Annotated in this window: 15 protein-coding genes; 12 read left to right on the top strand and 3 right to left on the bottom strand. The window is 48.0% G+C overall.

The window, feature by feature from the left end; translation table 11 throughout:
• Window positions 1-101: 101 nt before the first annotated feature.
• Entirely contained in the window at window positions 102-1,154 is a 1,053-nt protein-coding gene (locus ABLU86_RS05135; protein ID WP_074160617.1) for a LacI family DNA-binding transcriptional regulator, read from the bottom strand.
• 222 nt (window positions 1,155-1,376) lie between these two features.
• On the opposite strand from ABLU86_RS05135, the gene ABLU86_RS05140 reads away from it, so the two are divergent.
• From ABLU86_RS05140 to ABLU86_RS05175, 8 genes are all read left to right on the top strand, one after another.
• Window positions 1,377-1,817: a PTS sugar transporter subunit IIA gene (locus tag ABLU86_RS05140; RefSeq protein ID WP_020078611.1), complete on the top strand. Its 441-nt coding sequence runs from the start codon at window positions 1,377-1,379 to the stop codon at window positions 1,815-1,817.
• Between the two features lie 10 nt (window positions 1,818-1,827).
• Window positions 1,828-2,094, top strand: coding sequence for a PTS sugar transporter subunit IIB (locus ABLU86_RS05145; RefSeq protein ID WP_015366287.1), 267 nt, complete (start codon window positions 1,828-1,830; stop codon window positions 2,092-2,094).
• 31 nt (window positions 2,095-2,125) lie between these two features.
• Window positions 2,126-3,388, top strand: coding sequence for a PTS ascorbate transporter subunit IIC (locus ABLU86_RS05150; protein ID WP_015366288.1), 1,263 nt, complete (start codon window positions 2,126-2,128; stop codon window positions 3,386-3,388).
• Window positions 3,389-3,409: 21 nt separating this feature from the next.
• Window positions 3,410-4,087: a D-allulose 6-phosphate 3-epimerase gene (gene alsE, locus ABLU86_RS05155; protein WP_032708260.1), complete on the top strand. Its 678-nt coding sequence runs from the start codon at window positions 3,410-3,412 to the stop codon at window positions 4,085-4,087.
• Window positions 4,088-4,354: 267 nt separating this feature from the next.
• The gene (locus ABLU86_RS05160; RefSeq protein WP_063410693.1) at window positions 4,355-4,819 is read left to right on the top strand and encodes a PTS sugar transporter subunit IIA; all 465 of its coding nucleotides are present in this window, start codon (window positions 4,355-4,357) and stop codon (window positions 4,817-4,819) included.
• A gap of 45 nt (window positions 4,820-4,864) precedes the next feature.
• Window positions 4,865-5,176, top strand: a complete 312-nt coding sequence (locus ABLU86_RS05165; protein ID WP_001028229.1) for a PTS fructose transporter subunit IIB — start codon at window positions 4,865-4,867, stop codon at window positions 5,174-5,176.
• 43 nt (window positions 5,177-5,219) lie between these two features.
• On the top strand, window positions 5,220-6,326 hold the full coding sequence (locus ABLU86_RS05170) for a PTS fructose transporter subunit IIC (RefSeq protein ID WP_015366291.1): 1,107 nt from the start codon (window positions 5,220-5,222) through the stop codon (window positions 6,324-6,326).
• A gap of 429 nt (window positions 6,327-6,755) precedes the next feature.
• The gene (locus tag ABLU86_RS05175; protein WP_063410694.1) at window positions 6,756-7,622 is read left to right on the top strand and encodes an aldo/keto reductase; all 867 of its coding nucleotides are present in this window, start codon (window positions 6,756-6,758) and stop codon (window positions 7,620-7,622) included.
• A gap of 125 nt (window positions 7,623-7,747) precedes the next feature.
• On the opposite strand, the gene ABLU86_RS05180 is transcribed toward ABLU86_RS05175, so the two are convergent.
• Both ABLU86_RS05180 and ABLU86_RS05185 read right to left on the bottom strand, forming a co-directional pair.
• Entirely contained in the window at window positions 7,748-9,427 is a 1,680-nt protein-coding gene (locus ABLU86_RS05180) for a glycoside hydrolase family 43 protein (protein ID WP_042892635.1), read from the bottom strand.
• A 43-nt stretch (window positions 9,428-9,470) separates the two neighbouring features.
• The gene (locus ABLU86_RS05185) at window positions 9,471-10,910 is read right to left on the bottom strand and encodes an MFS transporter (protein ID WP_162184136.1); all 1,440 of its coding nucleotides are present in this window, start codon (window positions 10,908-10,910) and stop codon (window positions 9,471-9,473) included.
• Window positions 10,911-11,508: 598 nt separating this feature from the next.
• Between ABLU86_RS05185 and ABLU86_RS05190 the strand changes: the two genes are divergently transcribed.
• From ABLU86_RS05190 to hcp, 4 genes are all read left to right on the top strand, one after another.
• Window positions 11,509-12,891 (top strand): carbohydrate porin, encoded by a 1,383-nt coding sequence (locus ABLU86_RS05190; protein ID WP_126027334.1) that lies wholly within the window; start codon window positions 11,509-11,511, stop codon window positions 12,889-12,891.
• A gap of 400 nt (window positions 12,892-13,291) precedes the next feature.
• On the top strand, window positions 13,292-13,783 hold the full coding sequence (gene tssB / locus ABLU86_RS05195; protein WP_015366297.1) for a type VI secretion system contractile sheath small subunit: 492 nt from the start codon (window positions 13,292-13,294) through the stop codon (window positions 13,781-13,783).
• 42 nt (window positions 13,784-13,825) lie between these two features.
• Window positions 13,826-15,361 carry a type VI secretion system contractile sheath large subunit gene (gene tssC / locus ABLU86_RS05200; protein WP_015705647.1) on the top strand — a complete coding sequence of 512 codons (1,536 nt, stop codon included), beginning with the start codon at window positions 13,826-13,828 and terminating at the stop codon, window positions 15,359-15,361.
• A gap of 119 nt (window positions 15,362-15,480) precedes the next feature.
• Entirely contained in the window at window positions 15,481-15,972 is a 492-nt protein-coding gene (hcp, locus tag ABLU86_RS05205; protein ID WP_015366299.1) for a type VI secretion system effector Hcp, read from the top strand.
• Window positions 15,973-16,070: the final 98 nt, after the last annotated feature.

Here is a 16,070-nt window from a genome sequence, read left to right on the forward strand (position 1 = left end):
TTCTGACCATTACCCGCCACAGCAGAAAGCATAACTTTTCTGACGCATAGTTATCCTGCCGTATTCGGTGGGATAACAAATCAATAAATATGTCGCCAACGCTACTGCTTCCTGGTGCTGGCGCGAACTTGTAACGCTGAGGGTAATTCAATGAATTTATCCGTCGAATTACCCGCCAGCAGCTCAAGCAGTGTTTGTCCTGCGAGGGTTCCCGTTTCACTCCAGGGGAATTCGACGGCAGTCAGCGCCGGTGAGCAAACGGCGGCAAGAGTCCCCCCGCTCAGGCTTGCCAGTGCCAGAGAGTCAGGCACTTTTTGCCCCGCGCCATGGCAGGCCATAATACAACCGCAGGCGATTTCATCGGATGTGCAAATCAGCGCATCAAGCTCAGGCCAGGTGATACGAATATCGCCGAGCAGGTTCAGGCCGGTCGTAATGCCTGCCGCCAGGTGAGAGGTCACCACGCGATGCGGAGAGTGGTTAACGGAGAGCATCGCGCTGTTCCAACCGCTCAGTACCTGGCGAAACATAATGTTATTGGAAGCCGTGCAAAGCAGGCCGATATTTTTATATCCGGTCTGTACAAGCGATGTGACCAACTTTTTGATGGCTGCGGCATAGTCAACGCCAATGCTGACCCAGCTCGCATCGCGATTGATGGCGCCAATCTCAACCACCGGCACGCCGGTGTTACTTATCATTTGCGAACAACTGCTGATGTTATCAATATTGAATTGAACAATCGCAGCCGGGTTGTAAGCGAGCATTTGCGCAAAAGCTTTTTCTTCACTCTGTCCACCCTGACCGGACTCGATAAACATCATGCTATAGCCCTGGGTCGTGAGCACGGTCTGTAGTGTTTCGGAGACGGCAAGAAAGCCCGGGGAGGAAAAAGAGGGAACCACGCCCATCACCAGACTGGAGTCAGCAGAGGCAAGGTTGCGGGCCTGCAGATTTGGCACATAGCCCAGCTCGCTTACTGCGGCTTCAATGCGTGTACGCAGTTCAGGATTCACTTTTTCAGGCATGCGTAACGCGCGTGACACGGTCATCGTGCTCACGCCGACCAGTTTTGCCACTTCAGCAAGCGTAATTTTACCGGTGTTTTTCCTGCGTTTTTCTCTCGCGCTATCGTCCGCTTCTAACGTCTGCACTGGTGTCCTCCTTTCGCCTGACTGGGCAGCCATTGTAAATGATGTTTGGCATTTTACGCATTGCCCAACTGCAAAGTAATGATAAGTATGGATAACAAAGTTAGCGGTAACAAGAATTTTAACATTATTGACGTGTTAGCGCTAACTTTGAGATGAAGATCACGGTAAGCCGCGAAGAGATTCCACTATAGTAGGCTCACTTTCAATGCTATCGGGGAATTTATGATCACGACCTGGTTACCAACGGAAAATATCCAGATTGTGGATTCAGTCAGTGACTGGAAACAGGCAATTACGTTATCGGCTCAACCCTTATTGGCGAAAGAGGCGATTACTGAAGATTATATTCAGGCCATTTTTAACAGCCATGAAAAACTTGGTCCTTATTATGTTTTAGCGCCTGGTCTGGCGATGCCTCATGCTCGCCCGGAGCAAGGCGCAATTAAAAATGGTTTATCGCTTTTGCATATTAAAAAAGGCGTTTCTTTTGGCTCGGAAGAGAATGACCCTATTTACGTCGTGATTATGCTGTGTGCGCTTTCGGGAGATGAACACATCAATATGATTACAGCCCTGGCAGACATTTTTAGCGATGATGAACGACTCTCAGCACTGCTGAAAGCCTCATCAATGACGAAAATTCAAGCCGTTATCAATGGATAGTGAGGTAGAAATGAAAAAGGTTCTGATTGTTTGCGGTAACGGTTTAGGTAGTAGCTTTATCGTTGAAATGAACGTGAAAAAAATCATTACAGAGTTAAATAAAGAAGCAGAGGTTTCCCATACCGATCTGACTTCAGCAAAAAGCGAGACTGCCGATATTATTCTTAGCGCCAGGGATATAGCTGAACATCTGTCCAGCCATTCTGCCCAGGTTTTTGGTTTATCTAACCTGCTGGATAACAATAAAATCAAAGAAATTCTTTCCGAGAATCTCTGATTAATTATTTGCGGCCTTACGGAGTCATTCTATGCTGCAGTTTATTATTCATGATGTGTTGGGCACACCAGCAATACTGGTCGGTTTGTTTTCCCTGATCGGCTTATTATTGCAGAAAAAAGCAGTTTCCGACGTTATTTCCGGAACCCTCAAAACCATTATGGGGTTTGTGATATTAACATCCGGGGCGGCGATTGTCGCCACGACGTTAACGACGTTTAGCCAGCTGTTTGAGCACTCCTTCCATATTCAGGGTGTTGTCCCCAATACTGACGCCATGGCGGCGCTGGCGCAGAAAAACTACGGTACTGCGACAGCCATGATCATGGTGCTGGGGATGTTGTTTAATATTGTTCTTGCCCGTATTACGCCGCTGAAATACATCTTCCTGACAGGCCACCACACGCTGTATATGTCGGCGATGCTGGCTGTCATTCTCTCTGTCGGCGGTCTGTCGCCGTTCTGGGTGGTACTGGTGGGGGCGGTAATCCTCGGCATCATGATGGTGGTCTCTCCGGCTATTCTGCAGCCATTTACCCGCAAAATTACCGGCACTGATGACCTGGCGCTGGGCCACTTTGGTTCAACCGGGTATCTGCTGTCGGCGCTGGTGGGAAAAGCGATCGGTAAAGGCAGCCCGTCGATTGAAGAGCTGAAGGTGCCGAAAACGCTGAACTTCCTGCGTGACTCCTCGGTGGCTATCTCGCTGACGATGATGATTCTGTTCCTGATTCTGGTACTGGTCGCAGGTAAAGAGTTTGTTGAGACCAGCATCAGTGGTGGTCAGAACTTTATCATCTTTGCCATTATCCAGTCGCTGACCTTCGCGGCAGGCGTGTGGATCATCCTTGCGGGTGTTCGCATGATTATTGCCGAAATTGTTCCGGCCTTTAAAGGCATCGCCGACAAGCTGGTGAAAGACGCGAAACCGGCGCTCGACTGTCCAACCGTCTTTCCGTTCGCCCCGAACGCGGTGATCGTCGGCTTCCTGTCAAGTTTTGCCGCTGGTCTGGTGAGTATGTTCCTGTGTCCGCTGCTTGGCCTGAGCGTCATTGTTCCCGGCCTGGTGCCGCACTTCTTCTGCGGCGCGACGGCGGGCGTTTACGGCAACATCTGCGGCGGTCGTCGCGGCGCGGTGGTGGGGGCATTCGCTCACGGTCTGTTGATTTCTTTTTTGCCCGCGATTTTGCTGCCCCTGATGGGCGACCTTGGCTTTGCATCCACCACCTTTGGCGATGCGGACTTTGGCGTTGTTGGCATCATTCTTGGGCATGTCGTGTCACTGTTTAACTAACTAATTTTATAGAGGTGAGGTATGGCAGCTAAATTTTCGCCCTCGTTAATGTGTATGGATTTAACGCAATTCAGAGAGCAAATTACGGCAATGAACGGTCGGGCTGATTTTTATCACGTCGATATTATGGACGGTAACTATGTGAAGAATATTACGCTATCACCGTTTTTTATCGAAAACCTGAAAAAAATTACCGATGTGCCGATCGACGTACATCTGATGGTGAATCACCCGGAAGATATAATTCCAATGTGTATTAATGCCGGGGCCGATATTATCAGCTTCCACCCTGAGACGGCGAATAACAAAATATTCCGGCTGTTGAACCAGATTAAAGACGCTGGTCGTCGCTGCGGCGTAGTGTTGAACCCAGCTACTCCGGCGGATGCTATTAAAGAGTACGCGCATCTGCTGGATAAAGTGACCGTCATGTCGGTTGACCCGGGCTACGCAGGTCAGAAATTTATCCCAGAATCGCTCAATAAAATTAAACAGCTGATCGCGATGCGCGAAGTGCATGGTTACCACTATCTGACCGAAATTGATGGCTCCTGTAACGAGAAAACTTTTAATGTTATCTCCCAATCGGGCGTTGACGTCTTTATTGTGGGAACCTCGGGCCTGTTCTCCCTGGCGGATAATGTCAGCGATGCATGGGATAAAATGGTCGATATCTATCAACGCGAAATCGCTGCCTGAAAATTGCAGCGCGCTCAGCCGTATTGAGCCATTGCGCAGTGCAAAGAGTCTATTTAACCGGTCTGTCTCTTTGCCTTCGCGTTAGATTTATATGGTTGAGAGCGCTGTAACCCTTTTTATATCTGGAGTTCGCTTGCGACGCCTCGTCGTACGCTTGCGGATGCTATCTATTATGCTGTCCGGCCCCGACGGGTTTGGCAGACTACGTGGTGGCAGAAGCTGGTATCGCTGATTACTGATGATTATTTATGTTAACGAAGGTAACTTATGGACATTTCGAGTGTACTGAACGTAAAAAATATTAAATTAAACATGATGGCTAAGAGTAAGGAAGAAGCAATTGAAGAATTAGCCGACTTATTAGTACGTGATGGAGCTGTTATTAATAAAGATATTTTTCTGCAAGATGTTTGGTTACGCGAAGAACAGGGCTCTACTGGATTCGAAAATCATATAGCGATCCCTCATGGTAAATCCTCAGGCGTAGCCCGTACGGCATTGGCCATTGGCCGAACCCAACATCATATCCCCTGGGAAACTATGGATGGTAGTGACGTTCGTTGTATTATTTTATTTGCTGTATGCCTGCTGGATCAAAATACCACCCACATCCGATTATTATCCCAGGTTTCAGGTTCACTTGCCGATGAAGAGATAGTAGAAAAATTACTGATGGAAGATTCCCCGCAGAAAATCATTGATCTTTTAAATGCTGAAGATGTCAGCGCTTAATTTAATTATCATAGCATCGATAACAATTAACCCTGGAGAATAGTTATGAATATTGTTGGAATTACAGCCTGCACTGTAGGTATTGCACACACTTATATTGCGCAAAAGAAAATTGAAATAGCAGCAAAAAAGGCCGGTCACAATGTCAAAATCGAAACGCAAGGGACTATAGGTATCGAGAATGCCTTGACCGCTGAAGAAATTGCACAAGCCGACATTGTTCTGTTAGCCGCCGATGTTAAAGTTTCAGGTGAAGAAAGATTTGCCGGGAAGAAAGTTGTCAAAGTACCAACGGAAATGGCAGTTAAATCACCAAATAAGCTTATTGAAAAGCTTGGTGAATTAGTCAATTCATAACACCTACCTATGCGTATCCTATATAAAATAAAGGGCGTAATTTATGAATATAAAAGAAATATGGAAAGCAGCAAACCCTAAAGGTCATCTGCTGACTGCCATCTCATTCTTGATTCCGATTGTCTGTGGTGCTGGGTTTATTATTGCCATCGGTATGGGTTTTGGCGGGACGGTTCAGGACACTTTAGTATCGGGTCAATTTGATCTGTGGCAGGCTTTCGCTACCATGGGAGCTAAGGCGCTCGGACTATTGCCCGTCGTTATTGCTATCGGAATTTCCGGTTCGATCGCAGGTAAGCCCGGTATTGCCCCTGGTTTTGTTGTCGGTCTGGCAGCTAATGCTATTGGTGCGGGTTTTATCGGGGGCATGATCGGTGGCTACATTTCCGGGTATATTGCTCTTGCTATCATTAAAAATGTGAAGGTTCCTGGCTGGGCCCGGGGTTTAATGCCGACATTGATTGTGCCATTTTTTGCATCCATTTTCAGTGCTCTGCTCATGGTCTATATCATCGGCACGCCTATTGGTATTTTTACCGATGCACTCACATCGTTTTTGAGAAGTATGGGAACTTCATCTAATTTAGTATTAGGTGCTGTTATTGGGGCGTTGTGTATCGTTGACTTTGGTGGGCCGATCAATAAAACGTGCTTTGCATTCGTCTTAACTCTCCAGGCACAGGGTATAAATGAGCCAGTTACGGCCCTTCAGTTAGTCAACACGGCAACACCTATCGGTTTTGGGCTTGCATTTTTTATCGCCAAACTGCTTCGCAAAAATATCTATAATAACGAAGAAATCGAAATGTTAAAGTCGGCGGTTCCTATGGGGGTAGTGAATATTGTTGAAGGGTCTATCCCTATAGTGATGAATGATATCGTTCGCGGTATTGCAGCAGCGGCAATCGGCGGTGCTTGTGGTGGTGCAATCACCATGGTGTATGGTGCGGATGCAACTGTACCTTTTGGCGGGGTATTGATGCTCCCAACAATGTCAAATCCCATGGCAGGTATTATGGCATTGATAGTTAATATATTAGTAACAGCAACCATTTATGCTGTCATCAAAAAAGATGTTCCTCGCGATGTTGTTATCAATAACGATCAAGAAGAGGAAGATATCAACTTCGATGATATTAAGATTAGTTAGATATATGCATAATGGCATGCCGTAACATGATGTCGCGTTCACAATGAATGTTATTATTATCGCGACATATATTATTTCTGCATTCTGTTCTTATCGCCACGAGTAAAAAATGGGTCGCCATGGTGGCCCATTTTTTACAGGCATGTTATCAGAATTACTTAAAAAGGCTATCTAATAATCAATTACGGCCCTGACGATTAACGTTGGGTGAAGAGCATGAGGGTAAAAAACAGCAATATTTTGTGGTTCACTCTTAATCGTCGTTTCCATATCCGGCATTAATTCAATACGTTCGCCGCTCTGTAGCGTTGCGCCAATCAACCTGCCTGTATTTATGAATTCGCTGCATAGGTCAAATCAGAAATGACTGACTAATCATGGTGGTGTTTCCGGCCTAAAATGGTGTTTTAACATGACAGGGGCCTTGCCGTGAAATATTCAGTATTAAGTAACAACCTCAGAATGCCGATGGTCGGCTTTGGCGTGTTTAAGGTTACCGATAAAGAAGAGTGTAAGCAGTCGGTATTATGCGCTATTCGTACCGGTTATCGCCTGATTGATACCGCTGCCATCTACGCCAATGAAGATGCCGTGGGTGACGCGGTTCGCGAGGCCATCGCTGAAGGGTTGTGTACCCGTGAGGAGTTATTTATCACGTCGAAACTGTGGGTTCAGGACATGGCCAACGGCGATGTGGCTAAAGCCGGTATTGAGGCCTCGCTGAAAAAATCGGGCCTGGAGTATTTTGATCTCTATTTATTGCATCAGGCCATGGGCGATTATTTCAGCGCCTGGCGCGCGCTGGAAGAGGCTTATGAAGCCGGTAAACTGAAAGCCATCGGCGTGTCCAACTTCTACGCTCACGTGTTAGTTAATTTCTGTGAAACCGTCAGAATTAAGCCCATGGTGAACCAGGTCGAATTACATCCTTATTTTGCGCAACCCGCCGCGCTGGAAACCATGAAGCACTATAACGTTCAGCCCGAAGCCTGGGCGCCGTTAGGCGGCGGGAGACATAAACCGTATGAAAATGAAATGCTGCAGGGGATTGCCGCTGCCCATCAAAAAACCATCGCCCAGGTTATTCTGCGCTGGAACGTGCAGCGCGGCGTCACGGTAATTCCTAAATCCACCCGGCAGGAACGTATTGCAGAAAACTTTGATCTCTGGGATTTCTCCCTAACCGATAGCGAAATGGCGCAAATTAGTGCACTGGATTTAGGCTATGTGGGTGAAGCGGTGAAACATTTTAATCCGGAATTTGTACGTGGTTGTCTGGGCGTTAAAAAGCAGTAGAAAAGTCATAACGAGACGGTGGGGGAACCCACCGTCCTGATATAAACATTGCCAATCCACAGATCTTCGCTTTCTTCTTACCGGGTTAATCTGCGCCAGGTTGACTATAAAAGACGTTCATCAAACTAATCAGCACGTAGCTCGCCAGCCTCCCAACTATAAACATCCGTGCCAATTAACGAGTCGCCAAGCTCTTGATAATCGAAATCATAAAAATCAGCACAGGCGCCGTAGCCGGAGTAGTCCACTGCGGCAAGCCCTACAAATGCTCCGGTAAAGAAACCGCCATAGCTCTGCAGGACATAGTCATCGGAAAGGACGGCGGCATCGAAAACTACCGGGATTTCAATAAACTCGGCGCCGTCAAAACTATACTCATAGCTATAGGTCTGCTTCCTGACTTTTGTCCGTAACCACACGTATTCGACGTCGTCAGGAATATTAATCGCGTTATCTTTCAGGTATGAAGTATATTTTCCACGATTGTTTTCGGCAACCTCGATGACTCTGCCGTTAATTTCATTCCAGGTTACAAAAGCAAAACTCCAGTGACGGTCGTTGTAGTAATTGGTTAATCCGGCCATTTGTTGGTAGCTGAAAGGATTAAAAGCGACTTTAACTTCAGCATTAAAGTAAAAGGCTTGCCAGCGGCGGGCAATAAGCGACAAATCATGCGTATTCGCTAATGATCCCTGGCCGATTAAGGTAAGCTTTCCGTCGCCTGTGGTACCCATCTTTTCGGTAAACGGTACCCGCAGGGTATTCCAGTTGAGATTAAGCGTTGGCGTAGTAAATTCATCGTGCTGGCTATTATCTTTCGCGCTTTCGGTATAAATGGCGTCTTTTGGGCCCTCAACAAACGTTTTACCGCCGTGACCGCCCACAATGCGCGGCCAACCGTCGTCATCCCAGTACACTTTTTGGATAGCCGTTTCCCGGCCAAGCGTGGACCAGCCGCGAGGATCATAGATTGATTCTCCGGGACGATTCCACGGACGAGCGCACAGCGAAGCATAATACCATTCGCCTTCGGGCGTCGAAACCAAAGCGCCGTGTCCTTGCTTCTGGATATAGCTGTCAGGGGTATCAACGTTAGTTAAGAATACTTCTCCAGGCTCGGTTTCAAAGCTGTCGGCATTTAAAGTGGTGGAACGGGCCACCACCTCCTGATGAGTAAATACCGTCCCCCCTTGAGCGGCAAAGAGATAGTAATAACCGTTCAGTTTATAGAGATGCGGCCCCTCAACGAGCGCTACTGCGGTACCGCGATAGATGGTCCGTGCGGTTTCCGGCATTAATTTTAAAGTTGTTGTATCAAGCTCTGTTAAGGTAATCCCATCAAAAGGATGGTGGTACTCCCGATGATCCCACGTCTGTTGCACAATATATTTACGGCCATCATCGTCATGGAAAAGTGAAGCATCGAAACCCACGCCATTCAGTTTTATCGGCGCACTCCACGGGCCGCGAATATCTGTTGCGGTGGTCAGGTAGTTTGTCATGTCTTTAAAGGCACCTTCGGTGACTTTCACATCGGTATACACTAACCAGAATTTACCATCCGCATAAGAGAGCGCCGGAGCCCAAATACCGCCTGAAGACGGATTCCCCTTCATATCTAAGAGGGTAGTGGTTGACAATGGCGACGGCAGAAGATTCCAGTGCTTCAGATCTTTTGATTCATGTAAACGAACGCCAGGAAACCACTCAAATGTCGAGTTGGCGATATAGTAGGTGTCCTCAACACGGATAATGCTGGGGTCGGCATTAAAACCACGTAATATAGGGTTTTGGATAAGGGACATATTATTACACCTTTATAAATTTAAAGTTTACTCTGTATTGGATTTACACCCGAATCTCATCAAGCTGGCGGTTAATGTCGCTGACGTGTTTGTCTGAGATGGGATAAATTTGCATGACGATCATTGCTACAATCGCTAAGGCGATGGGGATCCAGACCGCTGTCATCATAATCCCATCGATAGCGCTCGCGCTTTGCTGCGCGCCGGTTTCATTAAATCCATAGACGGCCAGCAGCCACAGAGGAATGGCGCCGCCAATGGTAAAGCCAATCTTGAAAAACAGGCCCATAATGGCATTAATAATTGCTGCATTTCGCTTACCAGACTTTAATTCACCATAAGCAATAACTTCAGGAACCAGCGCCCACATAAATCCGGTGGCTGAGGTTAAGCCCCACTGTTTAATGAATGTGGCGATGTAAGCAAGCCACAGCGCATCGTGCATGCCTTCACGCGACCAGACGTAAGTTAATAATTCACCAGCAATAAACATTCCCAGGAAAATGTGGAAGAAGCCTTTTTTACCAAAAATCTTTTTTAGTTTTGGCCAAAATATGGGGAACGCAATGCCGGGTATAGAGGCGACCAGCCCAACGGCGCCCATCCATTCGGAGTGACCAACAACATACTGATTGAAAAAGCCGTTAACCGTGTTCATAAAGAACATGAAGGTAAAGGCCAGCATGAAAAACAATCCAAGAATGACGAGTGGACGATTATTTTTAAGTTCAAGGAACAGATCGGTTGTTTTAACGTTGGCGGTCTGTTCCGCGGTCGCAACAACGCGTTCTTTAGTGAATTTATAGCAAATGAAAAGTGCCACCGCACCTAATAACATATACACGGAGTAGACGCCGAACCAGGCGTAATTTGCTGATGGATCGGTATAGTTTCCCAGATTGAGTTCTATGCCAAAAAAACCGGTATCCTTCAGGCTACGGTCTTTTGGTGAGGCCATTTGCACGAACATCGGAAAAAGGGTATACACCAGAAGATTGGCGCTATTAGCCAGCATCATTCGCGTACTGGTTAATTTATCAATAGATTCCGGATCTCTTGTCAGTGAGGCATTAAGAGAACCATAAGGGATATTCACCAGGGAGTAGACTAAATCCAGCGCTAAATAAATGATAAAGGCGAACGGTACGGAACCTCTCACGCCAGGAATGGGAGCAAAAAGCAAAGCGGAAAGGATCACCAGCGGCACGCCGGCTCTTAACAGCCAGGGACGGTATTTACCCGCGACTGACGTCCTTTTGTCTACATAGGTTCCAACCATCGGATCCCAAAACACATTGATTATTCGTACGAAAAGAAAAATGAACCCCGCAGTGGCCGTACTGATCGTATTCACCGTCAACATATGTAGAGCAAGAAAGCCGCCTATTGTGCCGAAAACCAGGTTTTGCGCAAAATCGCCCATCCCGTAGCCAATACGTTCCCCACAAGTTAACTTATGATATTCATCATTGCGACTTTGCATTATTTTTTTACCCATTCTGAGCAGACTCCGGTTTGTTGTGTGAGTGTGAAACACTTTCTGACACAAATGATCTCGAAGAATCTATTACGTTTTTAAATTAATTAATTATGTTTTTTTACTTCTGTGATCCTCAGAGCAACAGCCACTTGACACAATCTATGTACTCTATATGGATTTTCTCGCATTAAATATTTGAAAGTAATATTTGCGAGGTGGCTCACATTTGAGTGTTTTCTCAATCGCTGAGTGAAATATCGTAATTGAGCAACCGGTTTATAGAATACAGGATGTGTCATAGTTGTTACATTTCTTACATTCACCAATGTCGGAGGTATTATGCCATCTTAGTTTAGGCGGATAACTATCAAGGGTTTTACTCACCATATAATGATGCCCACGCGGCAGAATCACTGTGGCGATGATTTTCTATCAGCGCTAATCATTAATTTCGATTGTGGAGAAAGAATTACGATACTAGTTTAAAACCTCTGTAACGGTACAAAATAAAAATAAATTGTTCTCACAGTAGCGACATATTCTGCGTAGCCAGAGTAAGGTTGTTATTGTCTGAATAAAATTAACCTCTATTGAGATAATGATGACAATGATTAGAAAGCTTCCATTAACTATGGCGGTTATCGCCGCGTTTTCTCCGTTTACCTCTGTAATAGCCCAAGAATTTACCCAGGAACAGATCGACGCCATCGTCGCGAAAGCCGTCGATAAAGCGCTGGCCGACCGCCAGGCTAAAATTGATGCCGCGGCCGATAAAAAGGTCGATGTTATTACCAACCCGCAGACCACCGCCGCTTCGCCGGATATGGCGATCCCTTTCGGCCTGAAATTTAGCGGCTACGCCCGCTATGGCGCCCATTTCCAGACCGGCGACCAGAAATATGTCGGCGTCGACGGCTCCTATAACGGCGCCTCGGCGATCGGCCGTCTCGGTAACGAAAGCAACGGCGGCGAATTCCAGATCAGCAAAGCGTTCAAAAGCGCGCAGGGGGCCATCTGGGATCTCAACGTCATGTTTGACCACTGGAGCGACGAGGTTAACCTGAAAAAAGCCTACGTCGGCGTCACCAACGTCTTCGAATCCAACCCCAACGCCTATATCTGGGCCGGCCGCGATTTCCACCAGCGCCCGCAACAGGGGATCAACGACTACTTCTGGATGAACCACGACGGTCAGGGCGCGGGGGTGAAGAACTTCGATATCGGCGGCGTGCAGTTCGACGTGGCGACGGTGTCGCAGGTGAAATCCTGTAGCCCGGAAGTGATGGCCGATGAGACCAACCCGTCGCGCATCACCTGTACCGGCAGCTCGGATACCGGCGATAACGGCCACTACGCATTGACCACCAAAACCCACAACATCAAGGCCGGGCCGATCGACGTCGAGGTATACGCCAACTACGGCTTTGACTCAAAAGCGGTGGACAGCGACGCGCGCCTCGATGCCTGGCAGGGCGGGCTGGTGCTGAGCCATAGCAACGACAGCGGAGTGAACAAAGTGATCCTGCGCTATTCCGATAACTCGGATAACAGCGTCTATAACAAAACCGACGACCTGACCACGGTCTACGCCAGCTTCGAGGGCAGCCATAAGTTCACCCAGCAGGCGCAGATCGAGTATCTGCTAGCCTTCCACGACTACGACAACGGCAAGGATAATACCGACAACCGTAAAAACTACGGCGCGATCGTCCGGCCAATGTACTTCTGGAACGACGTGCACTCGACCTGGCTGGAAGCGGGCTACCAGCGCGTTGACTACGACCAGGGCGGGGATAACCACGGCTGGAAGCTGACGCTGTCGCAGAACATCGCCATCGGCATGGGGCCGGAGTTCCGCCCGATGCTGCGCTTCTATGTGACCGGCGGCCAGGTGGATAACGAACACACCGCGAAAGTAGACGGCACCAGCGACGAGCGGTTGGATTCGCTGAACATCGGCGGTATGTTTGAGGCGTGGTTCTGAGAGAATGTGTTTACGGGAATACCAGACTGGCCTACGCCAGTCTGGTAGTTTTTGGCGCCCAGAACGCTATTTTATTAACGTCTCTATTAATACTTCCTTTTAATAATTCATTTATTAAAAGGAATGAGTTTATGTCGACGCTGAAAGTTGAATTTATAATATTTAAATAGTTTCCATCTGTGATTGAGTAAATTACATATTGGTTGTCGTGTTGAGATTGCATGAGTTATTGGTTGGAATTATTGCTTGCCAGCGATATTGATCTATGCCAATTAAATGACTCGTTATCTCTGGATCTTCGTATCTGCTGGTTGATATATTACCCTGGTTTCTTTAAACATAACGTTGTGAATAAAACGAAATTTACTCCACAATCATTCCTTAAGGAAAAGGGACCGCTATGGCTGATTCATTCCAGAATGAGGTGCCGAAGGCACGTATTAATTTAAAATTATCCTTACATACCGGGGGGGCGCAGAAGAAGGTTGAACTACCGCTTAAATTGCTCACCGTTGGTGATTTCAGTAATGGAAAAGAGCATCGACCATTGGCCGAGCGCCAGAAAATAGATATCAATAAGAATAATTTTAATAGTGTGCTTTCTGAATTTAACCCAGAGATCAATCTCACCGTTGAGAATACGCTGGCCGGTGACAACTCAGAAGACAATGTTAAACTGCGTTTTTCCGATATAAAAGACTTTGAGCCCGAACAGGTTGCCCGGCAAATCCCTCAACTCCGCGCCATGCTGGCGATGCGTAATTTATTACGCGATCTCAAATCGAACCTGCTAGATAACGCTACTTTCAGAAAAGAGCTTGAGAGAATCCTTAAAGATCCAGCTCTGTCCAGCGAATTACGCGCCGAAATGAGTGCCCTTGCCGGGAAGTAAACGGCGGTCATCTCTTTTAATGGATTAACCGGGAATATGCTGATGTCTGTAAATACTGAAACGAACCCCGCGCAGGGGCAAACCGCCGTAATGAACAAAGAAAGCGTTTACGCTTCTCTGTTTGAAAAAATCAATCTGAGCCCGGCATCAAGCCTTGGCGATATTAATGTCTTTCTGGACGATGCGGCGCTATCAGAGGCCACGGCGGGGGAACGCCTGACCGCGGCGATGCAGGTTTTTATGGACTGCATTCGTCAATCCGGTCAGCAGGTGGAGAAACTCGATAAAACGCTTATTGACCACCACATCGCGGAGCTGGATTTCCGTATAAGTCGTCAACTCGATGCTGTTATGCATCACCCGGAGTTCCAGAAGGTGGAATCTCTGTGGCGCGGCCTGAAGCAATTGGTAGATAACACCGACTATCGCCAGAACGTGAAAACCGAAATCCTCGATGTGTCCAAAGACGATTTACGTCAGGATTTTGAAGATGCGCCAGAGCTGATACAGAGCGGCCTGTACTGGCATACTTACACCGCCGAATACGACACCCCCGGCGGCGAGCCGATAGGCTCGGTAATTTCGGCGTACGAGTTTGACGCCAGCCCGCAGGACATGGCGCTGTTGCGTAATATTTCGAAAGTCTCCGCTGCGGCGCATATGCCATTTATCGGCGCCGTAGGGCCGAAATTTTTCCTCAAGGATTCAATGGAGGAAGTCGCGGCGATTAAAGATATCGGCAACTATTTCGATCGCGCTGAGTACATTAAATGGAAATCGTTCCGCGATACCGATGACTCGCGCTATATCGGCCTGGTCATGCCGCGGGTATTGGGCCGTCTGCCGTATGGGCCGGACACGGTTCCGGTGCGCAGCTTTAACTACATTGAGCAGGTAAAGGGGCCGGATCACGAAAAGTATCTGTGGACCAGCGCGTCATTCGCCTTCGCCTCGAACATGGTACGCAGCTTTATTCAAAATGGCTGGTGCGTACAAATCCGCGGCCCGCAGGCGGGCGGCGCGGTGAAAGATCTTCCCATCCACCTCTATGATCTCGGCACCGGAAATCAGGTGAAAATCCCTTCCGAGGTGATGATCCCGGAAACCCGTGAGTTCGAATTCGCCAATCTGGGCTTTATTCCGCTGTCTTATTATAAGAACCGTGACTACGCCTGCTTCTTCTCGGCTAACTCAACTCAGAAACCCGCGCTGTACGACACCGCGGATGCGACAGCCAATAGCCGTATCAACGCCCGCCTGCCGTACATCTTCCTGCTGTCGCGCATCGCCCACTACCTGAAACTGATCCAACGCGAGAACATCGGCACCACCAAAGATCGTCGCCTGCTTGAGCTGGAGCTCAATACCTGGGTTCGTGGCCTGGTTACGGAAATGACCGATCCGGGTGACGAGCTGCAGGCCTCACATCCGCTGCGTGATGCGAAAGTGGTAGTGGAAGATATCGAGGATAATCCAGGCTTCTTCCGCGTCAAGCTGTACGCGGTGCCGCACTTCCAGGTGGAAGGCATGGACGTCAATTTGTCTCTGGTTAGCCAGATGCCGAAGGCGAAAGGGTAACACGCCTGTCACTATCCAGGTCGTCTGGCTCGACAGGCTACAGCCTGTCTGGCGACAGACAACACACCCGCGCCATCTCAGGATGATGGCGTGTCAAAAAATGAAATGGAGTAATTAACATGGCAATACCAGTCTATTTGTGGTTGAAAGACGACGGCGGGGCGGACATTAAAGGTTCCGTGGATGTGAAGGATCGTGAAGGCAGCATCGAAGTGGTGGCGCAGGAGCATAACCTGTACATCCCGACCGACAACAACACCGGAAAGCTAACCGGCACACGTATCCACACGCCGTTTCTGTTTACCAAGGAAATCGACTCCTCAAGCCCCTATCTCTACAAGGCGGTGACCACCGGCCAGACGCTGAAGTCTGCCGAATTCAAGTGGTACAAAATCAATGATGCTGGTCAGGAAGTGGAATACTTCAACACCAAACTGGAAAACGTGAAAGTGGTGAAGGTCAATCCGCTGATGCACGACATCAAGAACCCAGCCTACGAGAAGCACAGCCATCTTGAGCAGATTGAACTGCGCTACGAAAAAATCACCTGGACCTATAAAGACGGCAACATCATTCATTCCGATTCATGGAATGAACGAACGACAGCCTGACGCCCGAAGCAGGCGGTTCGCCGTCTGCTTTTTTGCTAAGCGCCTGTGACCGCTGGCTTTTAGCAAAAAACAATCAGCCTGCCCGACCTTGCGCGCTT

It is taken from the genome of Klebsiella sp. JN_Kp121 (assembly GCF_040062145.1).
Lineage (GTDB): Bacteria > Pseudomonadota > Gammaproteobacteria > Enterobacterales > Enterobacteriaceae > Klebsiella > Klebsiella aerogenes.

Bases quoted from the DNA above. Each gene is read 5' to 3' on its own strand.
- ABLU86_RS05160 (WP_063410693.1), top strand. From the start codon at position 4,355: ATGGACATTTCGAGTGTACTGAACGTAAAAAATATTAAATTAAACATG.
- ABLU86_RS05185 (WP_162184136.1), bottom strand. From the start codon at position 10,910: ATGCAAAGTCGCAATGATGAATATCATAAGTTAACTTGTGGGGAACGT.
- ABLU86_RS05150 (WP_015366288.1), top strand. From the start codon at position 2,126: ATGCTGCAGTTTATTATTCATGATGTGTTGGGCACACCAGCAATACTG.
- ABLU86_RS05140 (WP_020078611.1), top strand. From the start codon at position 1,377: ATGATCACGACCTGGTTACCAACGGAAAATATCCAGATTGTGGATTCA.
- ABLU86_RS05190 (WP_126027334.1), top strand. From the start codon at position 11,509: ATGACAATGATTAGAAAGCTTCCATTAACTATGGCGGTTATCGCCGCG.
- ABLU86_RS05170 (WP_015366291.1), top strand. From the start codon at position 5,220: ATGAATATAAAAGAAATATGGAAAGCAGCAAACCCTAAAGGTCATCTG.
- hcp (WP_015366299.1), top strand. From the start codon at position 15,481: ATGGCAATACCAGTCTATTTGTGGTTGAAAGACGACGGCGGGGCGGAC.
- ABLU86_RS05145 (WP_015366287.1), top strand. From the start codon at position 1,828: ATGAAAAAGGTTCTGATTGTTTGCGGTAACGGTTTAGGTAGTAGCTTT.
- ABLU86_RS05180 (WP_042892635.1), bottom strand. From the start codon at position 9,427: ATGTCCCTTATCCAAAACCCTATATTACGTGGTTTTAATGCCGACCCC.
- tssB (WP_015366297.1), top strand. From the start codon at position 13,292: ATGGCTGATTCATTCCAGAATGAGGTGCCGAAGGCACGTATTAATTTA.
- alsE (WP_032708260.1), top strand. From the start codon at position 3,410: ATGGCAGCTAAATTTTCGCCCTCGTTAATGTGTATGGATTTAACGCAA.
- tssC (WP_015705647.1), top strand. From the start codon at position 13,826: ATGTCTGTAAATACTGAAACGAACCCCGCGCAGGGGCAAACCGCCGTA.
- ABLU86_RS05165 (WP_001028229.1), top strand. From the start codon at position 4,865: ATGAATATTGTTGGAATTACAGCCTGCACTGTAGGTATTGCACACACT.